Here is a 19,354-nt window from a genome sequence, read left to right on the forward strand (position 1 = left end):
TCACGACATTGAAACCAACCACAGGCCATATAAATCTGTTGTCTTTTTCTCGAAAATGGAATTATGCAAAGTGCTCACGTGTAAAAAGGAGAATCCGCAGCAAAAAATCCATGCTGCAAATTCTCCTTTGTTCGTTTCTTTCCAATTGAAAACTAGACTAGACGCCCATACGTCTGCGCTGGTTGTTCGGCTTTTTCGTCAACTGGCTTTTCATCGACTGGTTTTTCGCCTTCTGGTTCACAGGGTTGTTCGCTTGGGCCTGTGCCTGCTTCTTTTCCGCCAATTTGCGCTTCATCGCTTCCTGCAGGCTGATTTTTGGCTTTTCCGCTTTTGTTTCCAGTTCGTTTTGGTTTGGCTCCGTCATGCGTAGCAACTCCTCATAGAAATTGGTTATCTTCTATGTATTCTAGTGCAAGACGGGAGGATGTGCCAGTAGGAATCTAACTGTTTTGGGCGCGGAGTTGCATATATTTGACTCCGCTCGCCTGGTGCTTCAAAATGTCCTCCAGCAGCTCTGCGAGATAGGCTCCCGCTTCAATCGGCAAAGTCCCGCCCCGATGAATATTAGAAATAACCGTTCGATCTGATTCTACCGTATGGGCGTCCGGTTTGTAAATCATGTAAGCACTGAGACTTTCTGCCGTCGCAAGCCCCGGTCTTTCCCCGATCAGGGAGATGACGACTTTGCAATTGACGATTTTGGCGACCTGGTCCTGAATCCACACCCGTCCCTTGTGAATGAACACCGGCTTGCCCACGCTGATGTTGCGCATCGCCAATCCTTGCTGCAGGGCGGGCAGCAAATCCGGAATCGTCGCCTCGCAGGCAGACGTGCTCAGTCCGTCGGAGATGACGATCTGCACGTCTTTGCCTTTGTCGCCGTGCTGCTCCAGCCATCTGACCGACTCGTCGGACAGCAGCCGCCCCGAGTCGAGGTTCATCAAATATTCCTGCATGCTCGTCGCCCGCGAATGCAGCTCCGGGAGTTGCAGCCGCTGCAGCCATTCCGGGCTGATCGTTTTCATGACCGCATCGTGTGCCGCCGCCTGGTCGATGCGAAACTGCAAATAGCTCGTCGTCTTCATTCTGGTCCCTGCGCGGCCGATCCCGATGCGCGCCGGCGTTCTCGCCATCGCCCGCTCCAATGCTTCCAGATTGTGCGGATTTTCTACGCCGCGCACCTTTTGCTCGGGAAAGTGAATCACTTCCCCCGTCTTTTTGGAAAGCTCATCCATGACCCGCTGGATCAGGTCATCCATGTTGATCTGTTTCATCGTGTGTGCCCTCCCCGCTCGTTAGTCGAAAACCGATAAATCGCCTGCCCGCTCTGTCAGCCGTCCGTTTTCCATCAGTCCCATTTTTTCCAGCCATTTTTCAAATTCGCGCAACGGGCGCAGGCCCAAAAGCTCGCGGTAGCTGGCATCGTCGTGGTAGCTCGTATCCTGATAGCTCAGCATGACGTCGTCGCCGCCGGGCACGCCCATGTAAAAATTCGCTCCGGCAAGCGTCGTCAGCATCCCGGCAATTTCCTGGTCGTTTTGGTCCGCGTACATGTGGTTCGTGTAGGTAGGGGCAATTCCCATCGGCAAACCGTGCAGCTTGCCCATGAACAAATCCTCCAGGTCGGCACGGATCATCTGTCTGCCGTCGTACAGCGTTTCCGGCCCGATGAACCCGGAGACGTTGTTGACCATGAACGGCTTCCAGTGGCGGCAAAAGCCGTACGTACGCGCCTCCAGCGTCTGCATGTCCACGCCTTCGTGCGAGTCCAGCGACACCTCCGAGCCTTGCCCGGTTTCAAAGTACATCACGTTCGGCCCCGAAGCCGTGCCTTTTCGCAGCATCAACTCCATCGCTTCGTCCAGCAAATCTTTGGAGACCCCAAACGCTTCATTCGCCCGCTGCGAGCCAGCCAGGCTCTGGAACATCAAGGAGATCGGCGCTCCGCCGCGCAATGCTTGCATCTGGGTGGTAATGTGGGCGAGGACGCAGTTTTGCGTCGGGATCTCCCATTTTTGCATGAAATCGTGGGACATCTTGAGCAGTTTGGTAACGCTTTCAACCGAGTCGTTGTTCGGGTTGATCCCGATGACGGCATCGCCGGAGCCGTAGGACAGACCTTCCTTCATCGAAGCGAGAATGCCCTCCGGATCGTCAATCGGGTGGTTCGGCTGGCACCGGAACGCCAGTCTGCCCGGCTCGCCGATGAGCGTGTTGCAGTACGCCTGGTGCCTCATTTTTTGCGAAGCCATCACCAGGTCAATGCTCGACATCAGCTTGGCGGTCGCGGCAATCATTTCACTGGTCAAGCCGCGGCTGATCCGGGTAAGCTCCGGCATGCCTGTCGAAAAGGACAAAATGTACTCGCGCAGCTCCCCGACCGTCCAGTTTTTGATTTCGTTGTAGATCGACAAATTCAAATCGTCGTAAATGATGCGGGTGACTTCGTCTTTTTCGTACGGAATCACCGGATTTTCGTAGATGTCCTTGAGCTGCATCTCGCTCAGGACGACTTTGGCCGCCATCCGCTCCAGTGCGGAGTTGGCTGCAATTTTGCTCATCTGGTCGCCAGACTTCTCTTCGCTCGCTTTCGCCAATACATCGCGAACGGATGTGAACTGGTAATGTTCTTTACGGATGACGCATGCCAATTTCATCTCGCTTCACTCGCTTTCTTTGGTAGGGCTTCCTTGCTTTCCTGCCCGCCCGGCACAATGGGAGCGAAAACGGTCATCCTGCTTTTTCGCGTTTCTCCCCGGAAAAAACTCGTGCGGGACCAGCTCGTCGTTGAGCAATCGCGGCCATGCGGATGATGTGACCCAAAATTTGCCTGGTGGGGATAGAACCGGTAGTTGTTCGAGCGCTCCTTTGCGCTTTTTTTCTCGCTCTTATACGTCAAAAAGACGCTTGAAAAAGGAGACGGCAGTCCGTCTTCGTTCAAGCGCCATTGCTTTTGTTGCGATTCACTTTTCCAGCGAACTTTGTTTTTCCAACAGGATCGTCTCTACTGCGGGCAGCAGCTCTTCCTCCATGACGGGCTTGACCAGGTAGGCGCAGACGCCTTTTGTCTTCGCTTTCGCTACCAGGTCTTTTTGACTGTACGCCGTCAGCAGCAAAATGGAAGCGTCCGATTGCCCTTTGATAATCCCGGTAGCCGTCAATCCATCCATGACAGGCATTTTTACATCCATGATGATGAGGTGCGGGTCCCACAGTTGCGTCAGAGAAACGGCTTCTTCGCCGTTTTTCCCGTCAGCCACAACGTTGTAGCCTTGTTCCTGCAACATCTCGACCAGGTCCATTCGCGTGATGGGGTCGTCGTCTATGATGATAATTCGATAACGATGACGCAATACTCCACCTCCCATCAAAGAGAATGGACGTGCCAACTGCTCACCAAAATGTCAAGCTTGCACCGACGCCGTTGTCGGCTTTTTCGCAGCTTTTTGAATACTTTTATTATATCCATTATTTTTCGCCATTTCCAGCCTGAATCCTGTCCGCTGTTCCCGGCTTCTCTCGCAGGAGAAGCCGGGCGGACGAAGCGTGTTTTGCGTCATCGTCTGCCGCCCTTTTGCCCTTTTGGATACGGGAACTCGCGTGTCCTGCCCCTTGTCCCGCTCCTGTACTGTACACTGCGTTTTCTTCGGCTCACCTTCACCTGGACGAGCCATGGCAGATGGCTTACCGGGCTTGCTCCGTCATTTTTTCCCGCAAGTCCGTGACCAGCTCGTGCATCGTTACGCTCTGCAAAATCGCTTCCATCGCATGCTGCGCGCGATGCAAAATCAGCTCCAGGACGAACTGGATATTAGCTCCGACCGGACAGGCAGGGTTCGGCTGCTCGTGGATGTGAAAAAGCTGGCCTTCCTCCACGACCTCGACGGCGCGATATACGTCCAGCAATGTGATTTGCTCCAGCTCTTTCGCAAGCGTTGCGCCGCCCGCCCCGGCCCGGACGTGTACAAGCCCTGCTTTTTTCAGTTGTCCGAGCACGCGGCGGATAATAACCGGATTGGTGTTCACGCTGCCGGCGATCCATTCCGATGTATGGTGAGCATTTGCATCAATGGAGAGCAGAGATAAAATATGAACCGCAATCGAGAAACGGCTGCTGATTTTCATGTCGGTCACCCTTTCGTTGTAATGATTATAGTTACATCCCTGTTTGGAAGTCAAGTTAACCGTTCCGTCACATTTCCGCCTGTGGCGCATTTGTGAATTCTACTATAATTTACGTTGTTATCAGATTCCATATTTTCAATGGGGAGTGTTGCCTGCATGATGCATCCACAGATTGATGTCTCACCAGCAACGGCCTTACTCGATGTACCTGTCCATATTACACTAAGCGGTTTTATGCCGCATCAATTAATCACGCTTCATGCCACCATGACGAACGGTTTGCCGGGCGGAGAGATGTCGGCCTCTTCCCATGCCATTTTCCAGGCAGACGAGAACGGCTTTGTTGATCTTGTGTCCCAGGCGCCTCTGTTCGGCACGTACGAAGGCATTGACCCCATGGGACTGTTCTGGTCGATGAACGTGCAGACGCTCCGCTATTACAGCTCCTATTCCCTCGAAGACTTTCAGTTTACCCCACGCTCCACAGAGATTCACCTGACGGCAGAGGTGAAACAAAAGCCTGTCGCCAAGGCTGTCGTCAAGCGCATCTTCGTCTCACGCGACGTTTCCATCCAAAAAGTCAGGGAGGACGGCTTGGTCGGCCTCTTTTTCAGCAAGCCTCACCCAGAACCGCGTCCTGCCGTGCTCGTGCTCGGCGGCAGCGAAGGCGGAATCGGCTCCTGCTCCCAGTTTGCCGCCCTGTTCGCCTCTCACGGCTATCCGGCGCTGGCGCTCGCCTATTTTCAATGCGATGACTTGCCGACAGACATCCAGCAAATCCCGATCGAATATGTACAGCGGGCCGTCCAGTGGCTGAAACGGCAGTCTACGGTGCATCCCGGGCAAATCGCCGTTTTCGGCCGCTCCAAAGGCGCCGAGCTGGCGCTGGTCACCGCGTCGCTCGAACCGGACATCCGCGCTGTCATCGCGTCCAGCCCCAGCTCCACGGTCAACATCGGCACAGACCGGGCGTTCACGGACGCGGAAACGTTTTCGCCGCAGTCCTCCTGGTCGTTTCGCGGAGAACCGCTCCCGTTTGTCACCTGGACCGAGGCGCAATGCCAGGAGTCCCGCGAACGGCTGGATGCCGGCCGGCGCATCGACCAAATCCACAAAGCGGCCTGGCGTGCCTGCGAGTGGCTCGAAGACGCAGAAATTCCTGTGGAAAAGATCAACGGCCCGATTCTGTTGCTGTCTGCCGACGACGATCACTGGTGGCCCGCCGCCGAGCATTGCGAGCGGATGGTCGAACGTTTGAAAGCCAACCAGTTTGCCCACCCCGTCGTTCATCTGCGCTACGCGGATACGGGGCACAGCATTCGTTTTCCGTATATCCCCACCACGCGGACGCAACTGAACGGCGGAACGCCGAAAAACAATGCGCACGCTTCCGAGCATTCGTGGCAGGAGGTGTTGGGGTTTTTGGAGCGGAGTTTTTCATAAGAAGCCTGAGCGAACTGCACCGATGAGCCTTGCCAGTAAAGGAAAGGCAAGGCTCTCTCGCCTCCAAAGTGATCGGCCGATCTCGCAGGTGAGCTTTGCCGCTTTTCGAAACAAGCTTCTTGAGTTTCGCTATAGTAGAATTACTTTACTATCAGCCAGCGCTCGGAGCCAAACAGGAAATTTTTCGGAAAGAAAGCAAGTGATCCTTGGTGGGAAAAGCTAGGATGGATGTCCCTGCCAGACCATTTCCCCAATGAATGAAAGAAGGCCCCATTCGCACGAGGAAAGAGGCCATGATTTTGAAAAGACTGCCTCCGACTCCGCTGCCAGTCTCCTCGTCTTTCTATTATTTTTCCCAATCGATTGGACGTCATCCCGATGCGCTTTTCGTAAAGATGTCGTTTTGCGAAAACCCGCAAGTGGAGGGAGAGCGTCCCCCTGTAAGGATAATCTCCTGACTTCGCCGACATTCTTGACGTGGATTGGCTCCTACTCTGTTCCTTGCAATCTTTTTGTATCAATATGCTTGTATTTGTCTTGATTCCCCTCAATTTCTCCATCGCTTGGCCCCAGTTGAAACCACTCTTTTCCATCATACAAGGTGTAATTGTAGGTCACATTTGGTTCATCCTTGAACACGGCATCCACCGAGTAGGTAGGCATTTTGGAATATTTTGCTTTTATTTCCATTGTGTCTGATTCCTTGTAATGATTTGTTGCCACGAGATAGTGCAGCATTTCCTTTTCTAAGTTGTATAGCTTGAATTGAATATATCCATGTTCCCAGCATGTCCGCCAGCCAGCGCGCTGCCGTTTCAGCCAAAACGAACGCCTTTCGTTTCTGTTGAAAATCCGAAGTCACCCCCATCCAAAAACTTCCCCCGCCCAAACAGGTAAAGCCTACTTCCATGCCGAAGTAGGCTTTATACCTTCGATTGATTGAGAAAGGATGAAGAAGCAAATGGACTGCATTTTTTGCAAAATCGTAAACGGGGATATTCCTTCCAAAAAAGTGTACGAGGACGAGCATGTGCTGGCTTTTCACGACATTAACCCTGTCGCACCCGTACATGTCCTGATGATCCCGAAAAAGCATATCCAGTCGGTCATGGCCATCGAGCCTGAGGACAAGGAGCTGATCGGCCACCTGCATCTGTCGTTGCAAAAGGTAGCCGAAATCATGGAAGTAACCGAGCCAGGCTTCCGCGTCGTGACAAACATCGGACAGCATGGGCAGCAAACGGTTTTCCATCTGCACTACCACCTCATTGGCGGCAGACAGTTGGAGTGGAAGTTCTAGAGCTAGACAAAACCTAAACGTTTCCTTGCGAGACGATGTGGCGGGCAATCCCTTCTCCATGAAATCTGCCGTTTTCGATGAAAATGGCATTAGCGTGGTGGCCCGCCGCAATCACTCCCGCTATGTAGAGGCCGGGAACGTTCGTCTCCATCGTCTCCGGATCGTGCTGCGGAACGCCCGTCTCCTCATCGGTGTGCACCCCGAGCGAATGCAGAAACGTCCGGTCAGGCCGATAGCCGATCAGGGCAAACACGTGGTCGTTTGCAAGCGTGACCTGCCCTTCCGCTGTGTTGACGTGGATGGCGCGCTCTTCAATCGAAGCGACAGTGGCTCCGAAAAACATCTGGATGCGCCCTTTTTTGACCAGGCTCTCGAAGACAGGCCGGGTCCACGCCTTCACTTTGTCGGACAGCTCGGTTCTGCGGCAAATCACCGTCACCTGCGCCCCCGCCCGTTCCAGCTCCATCGCGGCATCGACAGCAGAGTTGTTTCCGCCGACGATGGCGACTTTCAATCCCGCGTATGGGTGCGCTTCCTTGTAAAAGGACGAGACTTTCGGCAAGTCTTCGCCTGGCACGTTCAACCGGTTCGGATTGTCAAAGTAGCCGGTGGCAATGACCAGCTTCTTCGCCTGATACAGATGCGTCTTGGCAAAGCGGTCTGTCGTCGCAACCTGAAAGCCATCCTCCGTCCGCTTCGCTTCGGTCACCGTTTCGTAAACATGAACCCGCAGATTTTCGCGGGAAGCTACCAGCCGATAGTAATTGAGCGCTTCCTGTCTCGTCGGCTTTTCGTTGGCGGTGGCAAAAGGAATGCCGCCAATCTCCAGCAAATCCGGTGTGCTGTGGAACACCATGTACGTCGGATAGCGATATATCGAATGTACGAGCGATCCTTTTTCGATGATGAGCGGATCGAGTCCCGCTCTTTTGCAGGAGATCGCTGCCGCCAGACCACAAGGACCTCCGCCGATAATCAGTACGTCTTCCATTTCTCTTCCGCCTCGCTTTTTGTTTCTCTCACGTTTCAATCTTATCATACCATATTGGAATTCCCCCCAAATCATTTTCCGTGTTTGCTTTGCATACCCGTTCCGTCCCCTTGCCTGCTTGACCGCACCGCCATGATCGAAAAAGCTTCACCCAACCTAGTATGGCTTGGCACATTCGAAAAGCTTGCCTCACCTACTCCATCGTTCTCTTGTCGTACTTTTCCGACCTGATATCCAACACTCTTTCGTTGATCTTGATGTGTGTCCCGTCCAGCCATTCCCCCACTCTTACCAAAAAATGACCAATGAAAGATTGGTTCTGCCTCCTTATACTGGATGTATGATGAAAAAACAAAACATACATATTTGGTTGGTTTCTCTGGCATTTCTGACATACTGCCTCACGCTGGCCGTCGGGGTTCCCGCGTCCACGGCATCTACGAACAGCCTGAAGGATATTGCCAACAGCTACGCCAAAGAGCAAATTCGCTCCTTGCAGAAGGCAGGCGTGATCGCGGGGGATGAAAACGGGTACTTCCATCCGACGCGGCCGGTGACGCGCGCCGAGTTCGTCGCGATGCTCACGCGGACGCTCGGCATCCAGCCTGTGGCGGGCAATATCGCGGCTTATGCCGATGTCCCGAAAAATTCGTGGGCGTACGGGTCCGTACAGGCTGCGGCTGCGCTCGGCATCGCCAACGGGATCAGTCCTACGGCGTTCGGGCCGAAGCGCACGATCTCCCGCGAGGAAGCCGCCGCGTTTTTGGTGCGCGCCCTGGAGCAAAACGTTTCGGCACAGGCGACGCCGGCCGTGCAAGATGCCGCTTCTGTCTCCGGCTGGGCAAAAGCTTCTGTCGCCAAAGCGATCCAGAAAAAATGGCTCGTCGGCTACCAAGGCAGCTTCCGCCCGCAAAAAGCGCTGTCGCGTGAAGAGACGGCCGTGATTTTGCAGCGCATTTCAGATGAGCTGAAGACGCAAAGCACGGCGGCCAAGCCGCTGATTTCGCTCGGCTGGCAATACCAGTCCACGACCGACGAGTTTATCGCGCAGGTCAAGAAAAGCGGTGTCAACACCTTGTCGCCGCGCTGGTACTTCCTGCAAAAAGACGGCACGGTCAGCGACTTGTCCGACGCGGCCCTGATCCACTGGGCACATGCAAACGGCAAGCAGGTATGGCCGCTGTTCGGGAACCGCTTCGACTCCGCCGCCACGCATGCCGCGCTTGCGGATGCGGCAAAGCGGAAGGCCATCGTCCAGAAGCTGTCCGCCTACGTGGACAAGTACCAACTGGACGGGATCAACGTCGACTTTGAAGGCTTTTCCCCGGCCGACCGCAACAACTTCACCCTGTTCATCCAGGAGCTGTCGGCTGCCCTGCACGCCAAAGGCGCTGTCGTCTCCGTCGACATTCCACCCGATACCAAAACCGATTGGAGTGAACCTTACGACTTTGCCAAACTGGCGAAATCTGCGGACTATTTGGTAGTCATGGCCTACGAGGAACATTGGGTGGGTGGCCCGAAAGCAGGCTCAGTAGCCTCGCTGCCATGGTTGAAAAAAGTGATCGTCGACCTGTTGGACAAAGTTCCGGCCCAGAAGCTGATTGTCGGCCTGCCGCTCTATACCCGCGACTGGTATCAGGCAAAAGGCAGCCTGCAATCGACAGACCTGACGATTCCTGCCTCCTACCAGTTGCTCTCCCAGTACAGGGCAAGCACGGTCTGGGATGCGAGCATTGGACAATACCGCTCGACCTACCAAAAGCAAGGCGTAACCCATACGATCTGGCTGGAAGAAAGCCGCTCCATGGGACTCAAGGTCCAGGCGAGTCTGGAGTGGCAAATCCCGGGACTGGCGTATTGGTACGTCGGCTCCGAGTCAACCGACATGTGGACCGCGATCGCCAACGCGATCAAGCTCAAGCAGGTGCGGGCAAAGCTGTCCTGAACGCTTGCTGCTGGAACGGCCACAAAATCGAACGAAACGCCTCCGCTGTCCGAAGACGCTGCGGAGGCGTTTTTGCTATCTCGCTGTACTGGTAGCGTGGTGGGCAATGCCGAACGCCAAAGCAAAAGCCAAACTCCCTCCCTAGCACTGCGGAGGCATTCGGCTTTTGTGGCATGCGCTGCCTAGCGCAATTTTCGCTCCATAAAAATGGCGCCGTCGAGCGGATTGAAGATGTACGGCTCTATTTCATAAAATCCGAAAGCGCGGTACAGCGCCTGCGCGCTGGTCATCCTTGCCAACGTATCGAGCCGCATGTAGTCGTACGAAAGCTGCTCCGCTTTTTCGATAATCATCTGGACCAGCGTTTTCCCGATTTTCAAGCCGCGATACCGATCGCGGACGTACAGCCGCTTCATCTCGCAAATCCGCTCGTCGCTTTTGCGCACGGCAATGCAGCCCGCCGCCTCCCCGTCTACCAAGGCGAGGAGCAGGGCGCCATCTGGTGCTGCGTACTTGCCGGGCAGCGCCTTGCACTCTGCTTCAAAATCTTGAAAGCCGAGATCGAGTCCGAGCGATTCCGTATATTCGCGAAACAGTTGCTTCACTGCCTCGAGCTCTTCCTTGTTTGCTTCGGTCAAAAAACGATACTCCACCATGCTTTCTCCACCCTTTCCTCTCTGTAGCTCCGCTGTGCCTATTTTTTGATGTTGTGGACGATGTACGTCAGCAAATCGTCGCCTTGCCACAAGGAATCCAGCGATTCGTTGCCCAGCTTGGCGCTCACGACCTTGAGCACCATGTCGTGGCGGATGTATTCCTTCGCCAGCAAAATCAGCATCGGGTCGGTCGTCTGAATGGCCTGCGGCACTCGCCCGTCCAAAAAGCTGCCGATCAGCACCTCTTTGTCGTCCTGAATGACAATCGTCAGCCTTTGGCCCATCCTCTGCCGCTCAATCGAGGACGAGTCCTGGCGGTGATAGAAGGCGTGCCCGAACGAAGGCGTTTCCTGGTCGGCAAACAGCAGCGAAAACATTCTGACTCCTTGGGCAGCCGCTTCCTCGGAAGCCTCGCGCAATTCGTCCAGCTCCTCTTCCCACGCCGACAGCCACACCTCTTCTTTTGCCGAGCGCAGCAAGCTCTGCATGGCAGCCAAGATGTTCGCCCGCTCCTCCATATGCTGGATGACATGAACCTCGACCGGCTTTTCAATGACTTGCAGCACTTGCTCCAAATAGTCAATCGTTTGTTCGTGCTGCTTTTTCAGGTTGGTCATCAGCTCTTTGATCGGCACGGGACGATAAGTCGGCGGCTCCGTCCGCAGCTCGACAATCGCCTGCTTGCTCACCAGCTTGGCAATGACCGCATACACCATCGAGCGCGGCACGGCACTTTTTTTGCTGATCTCGTACCCGTTTAAAAGCGGCTCCTTCAGCAGCGTCATGTACACCTTCGCTTCATTTTTGGAAAAACCGATTTCCTCAAACTTGTCCAGTAACGGTTCCATAGCTACTCCTTTTTAGTAGTAATAGATATTACAACTATAAAAGAACGCGCGCTGCAATGCAATATCGTTTTGCTGATCGGCAATCGAGATTCACGGAGGCCGCTTCTCAAACGGTCTGGAATCATGCCCGCCTGCGATCTGCTCTGTCACAGAACCGATCCTTTTTGCGTTTGCTTCGTATGTTATCGTAACGAGATCGTCTCGCTTCGGAGGTGTTCCATGGGTTATTTCTCGCTTGCTTGACCATTGGCTTTCGTTCGAGCTGCTTTCGCCAGTGGCGACAGTCCTGCTACTGCTCTATTGGGGACGACTTCATGGCGGTTTCATTAGAAAAATTCGCTGCGCCAATGGCTTGGCGAGCCTTCGTTGCCCTTATACTGGAACAATCTTATCAATGCCTTATCTGTACAAAAAAACCGTCGCTTTGCACATTGCGCAAAGCGACGGTTTCGTCTCGTGTGTGATGCTATTCGTTTAGCCGACTTGCTGCAGCAGCTTTCCCCGCAGTTTGGCGAGCATGTCTTCGGTCATTTTGTCCAGATCGTACTCTGCTTTGAAGCCCCATTCGTTCATGGCGGCGGTCGCGTCGATCGAGTTTGGCCAACTGTCCGCGATCGCCTGGCGCACCGGGTCTACCTCGTAGGAGAGGGTGAACTCCGGAATGTGCTTGCGGATGGCAGCCGCTACATCTTCAGGCTCGATGCTCATTGCCGTTACGTTGAACGCGTTGCGGTGAATCAGCTTGGAGGCGTCGGCTTCCATCAAGGTGATGATCGCGTTCAAGGCGTCTGGCATGTACATCATGTCCATGTACGTGCCTTTGCCGATGTAGGACGTGTACGCGCCTTCCTGAATCGCCTTGTAGTAGATGTCAACCGCATAGTCGGTCGTGCCTCCGCCTGGAGGAGCCACGTACGAGATCAGGCCAGGAAAACGTACGCCACGGGTGTCTACGCCGAATTTTTGATAGTAGTAATCGCACAGCAGCTCGCCGGACACTTTGTTCACCCCGTACATCGTCGTCGGGCGTTGAATCGTGTCTTGCGGCGTGTTGTCTTTCGGCGTGGAAGGCCCAAAAGCGCCGATGGAGCTTGGGGTGAAAAACTGGCAGTTCAGCTCGCGCGCAGCTTCCAGCGCATTGACCAGCCCGCCCATGTTCAGGTTCCAGGCGAGCAGCGGCTTCGCTTCGGCTGTAGCCGACAGCAGCGCAGCAAGGTGCATGATCGTATCTACCTTGTGTGCTTTTGCCAGCTCGAACATGCGGTTTCCGTCTGTGACATCCAAAATCTCAAATGGCCCGGACTGTACCACAGGATCGTTTTCTTTTTTGCGGATGTCGGTCGCGACAACCTGATCGGCTCCGTACACTTCGCGCAGCTTCATGATGAGCTCCGAGCCGATTTGTCCCAATGCTCCCGTTACTAAAATCTTTTTCATGACAGGATCCCCATTTCTTTCCCAACTTTTTCATAGATGCCAAGGGCGCGATCCAGCATTTCCTTGGTGTGGGCAGCCGTCGGCATGTTGCGCACGCGACCTGTTCCTTTTGGCACGGTCGGGAAGACGATTGCCTTGGCGTACACACCTTCTTCGTACAGGCGTTTGCTGAATTCCTGCGTCTTTTGTTCGTCGCCGATGATGCAAGGCGTGATCGGTGTTTCGCTGTCCCCGATGTTGAAGCCAAGCTCCTTCAAGCCTTTTTTCAGGTAGTGGCCGTTATCCCACAGTTTGTCGTGCAGTTCGGTGCTGCTTGTCAAAATGTCAATAGCGGTAATGCAAGCCGCCACATCTGCTGGCGTCAGCGCCGTCGAGAACAGGAACGGTCTGCTGCGCACTTTGAGCCAGTCGATCAGCTCCTGGCGTCCTGCCACGTAGCCGCCGACTACCCCGATCGCTTTGGAGAGCGTACCGATCTGGAAGTCGATTTTGTCAGACAAGCCAAAGTGTTTGACGGTTCCAGCGCCTTTGCCAAGCACACCCGAGCCGTGGGCATCGTCTACATAGGTGATGAGGTCAAATTCTTCGGCAACCTCCACGATTTCCGGCAGTTTGGCGATATCGCCGTCCATCGAGAATACGCCGTCCGTAATGACCATCAGTTTTTTATATTTGCCGGACTCTTTTGCTTCCTTCGCTTTGGCGCGCAGGTCGTCGATGTCCGAGTGGTTGAAGCGAATAATTTGCGCACGCGAGAGACGGCAGCCGTCGATAATCGAAGCGTGGTTCAGCTCGTCGGACAAAATCGCATCGTCCTTGTCCATGACGGCAGAGATGGCTGCCATGTTGCAGTTAAAGCCGGACTGATAAGCGATAGCTGCTTCTGTATGTTTGAAGGCAGCGAGTTTTTCTTCCAGCTTCACGTGCAGATCGAGCGTACCATTGATGGTGCGCACCGCTCCTGCCCCGACTCCGTATTTTTGCGCAGCGGCAATCGCGGCATCTACCAGGCGCTGGTCTGTCGCCAGTCCCAGGTAGTTGTTCGAGGACAGGTTAATCAGTTCTTTTCCCGCAATGGTGATGACAGGGCCGTTTGCGCTTTGCAAAGGATCGATGACGTTGTACAGACCTTTGCTTTTCAAATCAGCCAGATTTTCATGTAAAAAGTGCTCCAATGTTTTGCTCGCCAACGAGAATCCCTCCAGCATCCAGCCATCGGGCCTTACACCTGTCCGATCGGGGAAGTAATTTCCACGAAAACAAATGTACACCCTATGCGGACATATTTTTCTTGTATAAATCGCATGAAATCAACCTTATTTACTGATAGGTTACCACCATTTACTCGAAATGTCCATATGACAAAGACATAAATGGCGGCGCTTTCACCAAAAATGCCTAATGCGCTCTTTCATAAGTTCTCCTTTTGCTGCGATCTTAGACAAAACAGCGGCGATGATCCCGGCGGCTTAGAAAATTTGGCTGTGTGGTGTCGTGGCATGATGATTCGAAAATGACGTTGTGGGGCCTTTGGCTTTTAAAAGCCTCCTTCATCGGGGCTTTGGTGTGGCGAGGAAAGAGACGAAATCGCTGTAGCTTCTTGGGCTCCCTGCTGGGGGTATCACTGCCCGGCTCCGGGGAAAAAGCGAAACCGCGTCCAAAAGTGGTTGATTCAGGTAGCCTCTCAGAGTTGGACGCTAAAAGCGTGTTTCGCTTTTTTCCCGGAGCCTCGGTTGGGAACCCAAAGAGCTTTCGCGGATTTCATCTCTTTCCTCGTCAGGGGCTAAGGGGAATAGGCCCTTTTGCGAACCTTTTTGAGAGCTATGAATGTACCTGCTCTCAACCGTACAAAAATGATTTCGAGACGCGTTTTGTCTTGGACATCTTGCTTCTTGAACTCCGCACAAAAATCACCCCCGAACGACAGAAACAGGAAACAGGAGAAAGCAAGCGAAGGTCTTTGGGACTCCTACCGAGCAGGAGGGGAAAAAGGAAAACACGCTTTTAAGCGTCAACGTGAACCTACTTCTTTTGAATCCTCTACTTTTGACGCGGTTTTCCTTTTTCACCGGAGGCGGACAGTTCCCGCTCCCCCGCTAGAGGCCCAAGTACCTGTAGCGCTTTCTCCTGTTTCCTCCCACCACTATCGCGACGATCAACCGTATTCCAAGCTGCCAGTCCGCCTTGATCCCCGCAGCCCGTAACAAAAACCTCATTCTCGCCTAAATATAAACCACCTTAGCTGCACCAAATCGCCAAGCAATCGCTAAAAACCTCTGTCCCCAAAGGCCCAACGCTTGCTTTCCCCCTACACTCGAAGTCCCGCTATGTTGCACGACTACTGGATAAGAACAAAAAAACCACGCCCCCTTTATCAGACGAGCGCGGCCCTGGACTACTTTTTGACTTTTTCCGATTTGAGAATGCCTGGCTTGCAGTCCGACGTGCGGACAAAGCCGTCGCCTTGAAACCGATGGGTCATCAGCGACTCGACCGGCTGCCCCAGGCGAAAATGCTGATCGACCAACAGCCCCGCATCTTCTGGCGTCACGTTCTGGTACCAGATGCCTTCCGGATAGACGATCACGACACAGGCATCCTCACATCGTCCGTTGCAGCGCGTCCGGCTTGTATGTACGTAATCATCCAGGCCCGCCTCCGCAATCGCTTCCCGAATCGCAACGGTGACCTCTTCTCCCCCGCTGCGCATACAGCTTCCGCCATTGCAGAGCAAAATATGGTGGCGCGTCCGCGACAAATCCCATGTAGCCACTCTACATCCCTCCCAGCCAAAAAAATCGTAATCATTACGTTTTAAACACCTTCCTACTATACCTGCTTCCCATCATGACTGTAAATAGCGCAATTTGCAATTCCCAGAACGTTGCCTTTTTGCTAGAATATATGTTCGTACACAACGATTACAAAAATGACGGGTGGTGGATCACATGTCCGTAACCAAACAGCGGGATGCCTTGCAGTTGCTCCAGACAGTCGGATCGTTTCCCTGGTATGTAGAAAAATTTATCGACCACAAAAAAACGAAAAAAAGCTCGCCTTCCACCTTGCTTGGCTATTTGCGCGACATCGCCTTTTTCTTTCGCTGGATGATGACCGAAGGCTTGACCACGGCAACAGACATCAAGGACGTGTCCCTCTCCGACTTGAACGAGCTGAAAAAGGAGACGGTGGAAAGCTACATCTTATATTTGCAGGAGTCGCACTTGTACGAGCGCTCCGCCCTGCTCACCAACCCGACGCGCAGCGCGAAAAAAGAGTACAGCGACCGGACGATCAGCCGAAAAATTTCCAGCTTGAAGTCGTTGTTTCATTATTTGGCTGCGCTGGCCGAAGATGAAAACGGCGACGCGTATTTGAAGCGCAATGTGCTGGCAAAAATCGAGCTGGATGCGACTGAGCTGACGCCGCTGGCCCGCGCTCACGCCATCCGCGCAAAAATTTTGATCGACGAGGAAATTTACCAGTTTGTCGACTTCGTTTACAACGGCTATTTGGCCCACTGCAACACCGAAAAGAAGCGGCAGTACCACCTGCAAAACCGCGACCGCGATACCGCCATGATCGCGCTGATCCTCTCCGGCGGCTTTCGCGTCTCCGAGATCGTCAGTCTGGACTTGTCCGACATCGTGATGGAAAAAAACCAACTGAAAATGGTGCGCAAAGGAAAAAAAGAGGACGCTCCCTTTTTCAGCGACTGGGGCAAGGAGCATTTGGGCCGTTACCTTGCCTTGCGCGACAAATACCATCCTGCCCCGCAAGAAACGGCCGTTTTCCTCGCCGTATCGCCAACGAAGCCACACGGCCACCGCATCGAAATCCGCTCCGTGCAAAAGCTGGTCAAAAAATATGCGAAAGCGTTCGGGATTCCCGATTTGTCCGTACATAAGCTGCGCCACAGCTTCGCCACGCAGTTTTTGCGGCTGAACCCGGACCCGCATCAGTTGCAAGCCCAGCTTGGGCACTCGAAAATCGAAACGACGATGCAGTACGCCCACGTCCTGGAAGACGCGCTGGAAAAAGCGGTCAACCGCACGACCTGACAATGCGAACAAACAAACATGACCAATCAGCTTTCGCCCCTGCGCCATAGCTGATTGGTCGTTTTGCTTTCTGTGCCGTTCATGCTCCTGTGCTCCTACAACCCGGCTGATCGTTGCAGACGTTTGGCAATCTCGATAAAATCTTCGCGCGACACGCCCGGCGCAAACTCCTCCGGCAACTCATCGAGGTCTGGAACCGGGCCGCCATCGGGAACGCCCTGAATGACCTCGGCTGTGCCGCCGTCCGGCAATGGACCGCGCCAGATCAAGGCGATATCCTGGTAATCCTGATAGCTGAACGTAAACAGCTTGCGGTTCAGCCCCATGGCAATGTACGGATGGGTGGCGTCAAACTGGTCATTGTCGAGATCGGGGATGGGGAGCATTTTCGTCAGGTCTACCCCTGTGGCGATTTCCAGCGCTTTGGCGTAGGCGACGATGTGCACGCCGCCTCTGACCAGCAAGTAGCCGATCATGGCTCTCGCCGTCGGGTGATCGGTCATCTGGTACACCCTCATCTTGTGCGTCCGCGCCCCGCATTCGAGGAAAAAGTTGTGCAACAGATCGAGGACGAGGTTGCCGCTGGTGAAAACGTAATCACCCGTCCACGATTTTCCCATGGAATCCCCGGGCAGCGCAGTCTGTGCCGAAGCAATGAAATGATACGTATTGCGTTTGTTCAAGCCGTTGGACAGCGGTGTCGTATCCGGATCACCTGGCCGGGTAATGCCTTTCATGCACAAATTGATCGCATTGGACACCAGTTCGACGTGTCCTACCTCTTCCGCCGTAATGCTTGCGACGAGGTCGTAAAACGGCTTCAGCTTGCGCTTGCCGCGAAAATTGAACGATTGGTACAAGTAGTTGTTCAATGTCGACATCTCGCCAAAACGACCGCCCAATAGCTCCTGGACGGCCGCAGCGGCGTTGGCGTCTCCGTATTCCGGCTCCGGAAGCTCGATAGCCAATCTATTGATCCGTGTAAACAACGCGATTCCCTCCCCCGTCATACTCCTACCTTTACTGTTTTATGTCGGGGCAGGGTTGTATCATGCCATTAACCCGGCATGACCCAGACGATTTGCTGGATGCGCACCAAAAACGTAGAGCCGCCCACGCGCAAAGCCACGTGATCCGGCATGACGTTGACGACGTTGCCACGGAGGTTTCCCTGGGTCGTTTGAATGACGACATCACGCTGTACCACGCCGAGCAAGGTTTGATACAGAAACGGGTCGATCAACGTCGACATCGAAGGGGTGTTCGATCCCGACTGGGGTTGGTAAGGATACGCACTCATGACGTTCTGGACTCCTTCCTGTAGTTCCTCACCTTACCTTATGCAGCGCGTGGCGCTTGGGTGAGTGCACAGGCTGTCCGGGATGGTATCACAGGCCCGTGGCGATTGATGTCGATGGAGCGTGCACTGCGTCGCCGTGCGACTTTTGTCCGCTCGAGCAGCGCATGCAACGCCTCCCCTTGCAATCCGTGACGCTCCATCAGCGTCACGCACCGCGTCACCCCATCCGAACCGACTGGCAGCATACCCCACGCCGTCATGCGCCGGAAGCGGACAGCATGGCGTTGCGCGCAAGGCACAAGGTCTGTTTCACAACCTGTCAGCCCGCTTTTGACCCAAACGAAAAAAGTCCCCTGCCCTATCGACAGAGGACACTCTTCGTTTGTTACTGCTTCAAAGCTGGCTTCAGCCCGCTCTGTGCCTTGACCACGACTTGCTCCTGCTTCGCCTGCTTGAGCGTCTCCTGGTCGATGACGTGCAGTTCGGCCATTCGGTCCAGCACCACCTGCTGACGCGCTTTGGCCTTTTCCCAATGCTTTACGGGCGAGTAGGCCTCCGGCGCTTTCGGCAAAGAAGCGAGAATCGCGGTTTCTCCCATGGTCAGCGAGGTGGAGGCGCCAACGCCCGGCGCTGCGACCGGCTTGCCGAAGTAAAACTCGGCCGCTTCGCCGATGCCGTAGTGCCCATGCCCGAAGTAGATGACGTTCAGGTACATTTCCAGCAGTTCTTTTTTGCTGTAGCGCTGCTCCAGTTGCAAGGCGATCGCCATTTCCTTGATTTTTCTGCCCATCGTTTTGTCATGGGTCAAAAACAGGTTGCGGGCCAATTGCATCGTGATCGTGCTTCCGCCCTGCACGTAGGCGCCTTCCCGCACATCTACCCAGATCGCGCGGGCCAGACCGTACGGGTCCACCCCGGGATGTTGCATATAGCGATGGTCCTCAATCGCGACAAACGCCTTCCACACGTAGTCGGGCATCTCATCCAGCTTGACGTAGACGCCCTTTGCCGGATGCTGGACAGCCGCCAGCTTCTGCTCGTCAATCCACAGGTTTCCTGCCCAGGTGAGCAACAGCGGGGCCAGAATCGCCGCCACCAGCATCGCGACAAGCACGATGCCCGCTCTTTTTCTCCAGGAAACGCTCCGTTTTTGCGAGCGCTCCCTGGCCGTTACTGCTGTTGCTGTATATGGTTTCGCATTTCCTCCTACCGGAACGGAAAGCTGGTTCATGCCGCATTCCCCCT

19 protein-coding genes are annotated in these 19,354 nt (G+C 54.4%); 4 read left to right on the forward strand and 15 right to left on the reverse strand.

Features of this window, described 5'->3' with window-relative positions; genetic code table 11:
* Positions 1–157 precede the first annotated feature (157 nt).
* From AC3WQH_RS15675 to AC3WQH_RS15695, 5 genes are all read right to left on the reverse strand, one after another.
* A complete protein-coding gene (locus AC3WQH_RS15675; RefSeq protein ID WP_005835356.1) occupies positions 158–364 on the reverse strand; it encodes a hypothetical protein in 207 nt (68 codons plus the stop codon).
* Positions 365–440: 76 nt separating this feature from the next.
* Positions 441–1,274, reverse strand: a complete 834-nt coding sequence (eutC, locus tag AC3WQH_RS15680) for an ethanolamine ammonia-lyase subunit EutC (RefSeq protein WP_025847621.1) — start codon at positions 1,272–1,274, stop codon at positions 441–443.
* A gap of 21 nt (positions 1,275–1,295) precedes the next feature.
* Entirely contained in the window at positions 1,296–2,657 is a 1,362-nt protein-coding gene (locus AC3WQH_RS15685) for an ethanolamine ammonia-lyase subunit EutB (RefSeq protein ID WP_007783529.1), read from the reverse strand.
* A 306-nt stretch (positions 2,658–2,963) separates the two neighbouring features.
* Positions 2,964–3,353, reverse strand: coding sequence for a response regulator (locus AC3WQH_RS15690; RefSeq protein WP_005836508.1), 390 nt, complete (start codon positions 3,351–3,353; stop codon positions 2,964–2,966).
* A gap of 331 nt (positions 3,354–3,684) precedes the next feature.
* Positions 3,685–4,125, reverse strand: a complete 441-nt coding sequence (locus AC3WQH_RS15695; protein ID WP_005836512.1) for an Rrf2 family transcriptional regulator — start codon at positions 4,123–4,125, stop codon at positions 3,685–3,687.
* Positions 4,126–4,281: 156 nt separating this feature from the next.
* On the opposite strand from AC3WQH_RS15695, the gene AC3WQH_RS15700 reads away from it, so the two are divergent.
* The gene (locus tag AC3WQH_RS15700; RefSeq protein WP_007783523.1) at positions 4,282–5,568 is read left to right on the forward strand and encodes an acyl-CoA thioesterase/bile acid-CoA:amino acid N-acyltransferase family protein; all 1,287 of its coding nucleotides are present in this window, start codon (positions 4,282–4,284) and stop codon (positions 5,566–5,568) included.
* Positions 5,569–6,057: 489 nt separating this feature from the next.
* Here the strand turns inward: AC3WQH_RS15700 and AC3WQH_RS15705 are convergent, their stop codons facing one another.
* Positions 6,058–6,420, reverse strand: a complete 363-nt coding sequence (locus AC3WQH_RS15705) for a DUF3139 domain-containing protein (RefSeq protein WP_309478737.1) — start codon at positions 6,418–6,420, stop codon at positions 6,058–6,060.
* Between the two features lie 109 nt (positions 6,421–6,529).
* Here AC3WQH_RS15705 and AC3WQH_RS15710 point away from each other — a divergent pair, with 109 nt between their 5' ends.
* On the forward strand, positions 6,530–6,868 hold the full coding sequence (locus tag AC3WQH_RS15710) for a histidine triad nucleotide-binding protein (protein WP_005836518.1): 339 nt from the start codon (positions 6,530–6,532) through the stop codon (positions 6,866–6,868).
* Between the two features lie 13 nt (positions 6,869–6,881).
* Here the strand turns inward: AC3WQH_RS15710 and AC3WQH_RS15715 are convergent, their stop codons facing one another.
* Positions 6,882–7,859 carry a YpdA family putative bacillithiol disulfide reductase gene (locus AC3WQH_RS15715; RefSeq protein WP_340673844.1) on the reverse strand — a complete coding sequence of 326 codons (978 nt, stop codon included), beginning with the start codon at positions 7,857–7,859 and terminating at the stop codon, positions 6,882–6,884.
* Positions 7,860–8,202: 343 nt separating this feature from the next.
* On the opposite strand from AC3WQH_RS15715, the gene AC3WQH_RS15720 reads away from it, so the two are divergent.
* Positions 8,203–9,807: an S-layer homology domain-containing protein gene (locus AC3WQH_RS15720; protein WP_007783518.1), complete on the forward strand. Its 1,605-nt coding sequence runs from the start codon at positions 8,203–8,205 to the stop codon at positions 9,805–9,807.
* Between the two features lie 182 nt (positions 9,808–9,989).
* On the opposite strand, the gene AC3WQH_RS15725 is transcribed toward AC3WQH_RS15720, so the two are convergent.
* The 5 genes from AC3WQH_RS15725 to AC3WQH_RS15745 all read right to left on the reverse strand — a co-directional run bounded on the left by AC3WQH_RS15725 (position 9,990) and on the right by AC3WQH_RS15745 (position 15,521).
* Complete coding sequence (locus AC3WQH_RS15725) at positions 9,990–10,463, reverse strand: GNAT family N-acetyltransferase (RefSeq protein WP_005836525.1); 474 nt, start codon at positions 10,461–10,463, stop codon at positions 9,990–9,992.
* Between the two features lie 38 nt (positions 10,464–10,501).
* Entirely contained in the window at positions 10,502–11,311 is an 810-nt protein-coding gene (locus AC3WQH_RS15730; RefSeq protein ID WP_007783515.1) for a TrmB family transcriptional regulator, read from the reverse strand.
* 474 nt (positions 11,312–11,785) lie between these two features.
* Positions 11,786–12,748: an L-threonine 3-dehydrogenase gene (locus AC3WQH_RS15735; protein WP_309478726.1), complete on the reverse strand. Its 963-nt coding sequence runs from the start codon at positions 12,746–12,748 to the stop codon at positions 11,786–11,788.
* The gene (locus tag AC3WQH_RS15740; protein WP_007783508.1) at positions 12,745–13,956 is read right to left on the reverse strand and encodes a glycine C-acetyltransferase; all 1,212 of its coding nucleotides are present in this window, start codon (positions 13,954–13,956) and stop codon (positions 12,745–12,747) included. Before AC3WQH_RS15740 ends, AC3WQH_RS15735 begins: the two co-directional genes overlap by 4 nt.
* Before the next feature lie 1,187 nt (positions 13,957–15,143).
* Positions 15,144–15,521: a (2Fe-2S) ferredoxin domain-containing protein gene (locus AC3WQH_RS15745; protein ID WP_122953434.1), complete on the reverse strand. Its 378-nt coding sequence runs from the start codon at positions 15,519–15,521 to the stop codon at positions 15,144–15,146.
* 175 nt (positions 15,522–15,696) lie between these two features.
* Here AC3WQH_RS15745 and xerS point away from each other — a divergent pair, with 175 nt between their 5' ends.
* Positions 15,697–16,809 carry a tyrosine recombinase XerS gene (gene xerS, locus AC3WQH_RS15750; RefSeq protein WP_025847607.1) on the forward strand — a complete coding sequence of 371 codons (1,113 nt, stop codon included), beginning with the start codon at positions 15,697–15,699 and terminating at the stop codon, positions 16,807–16,809.
* A 95-nt stretch (positions 16,810–16,904) separates the two neighbouring features.
* On the opposite strand, the gene AC3WQH_RS15755 is transcribed toward xerS, so the two are convergent.
* From AC3WQH_RS15755 to AC3WQH_RS15765, 3 genes are all read right to left on the reverse strand, one after another.
* Complete coding sequence (locus AC3WQH_RS15755) at positions 16,905–17,798, reverse strand: manganese catalase family protein (protein ID WP_005833473.1); 894 nt, start codon at positions 17,796–17,798, stop codon at positions 16,905–16,907.
* A 68-nt stretch (positions 17,799–17,866) separates the two neighbouring features.
* Complete coding sequence (locus AC3WQH_RS15760) at positions 17,867–18,109, reverse strand: YuzF family protein (protein WP_005833474.1); 243 nt, start codon at positions 18,107–18,109, stop codon at positions 17,867–17,869.
* 385 nt (positions 18,110–18,494) lie between these two features.
* Positions 18,495–19,340 (reverse strand): transglycosylase domain-containing protein, encoded by an 846-nt coding sequence (locus tag AC3WQH_RS15765; protein WP_492332141.1) that lies wholly within the window; start codon positions 19,338–19,340, stop codon positions 18,495–18,497.
* Positions 19,341–19,354 lie beyond the last annotated feature (14 nt).

The sequence above is a fragment of the Brevibacillus sp. FW301-21C12A genome, from assembly GCF_058788915.1.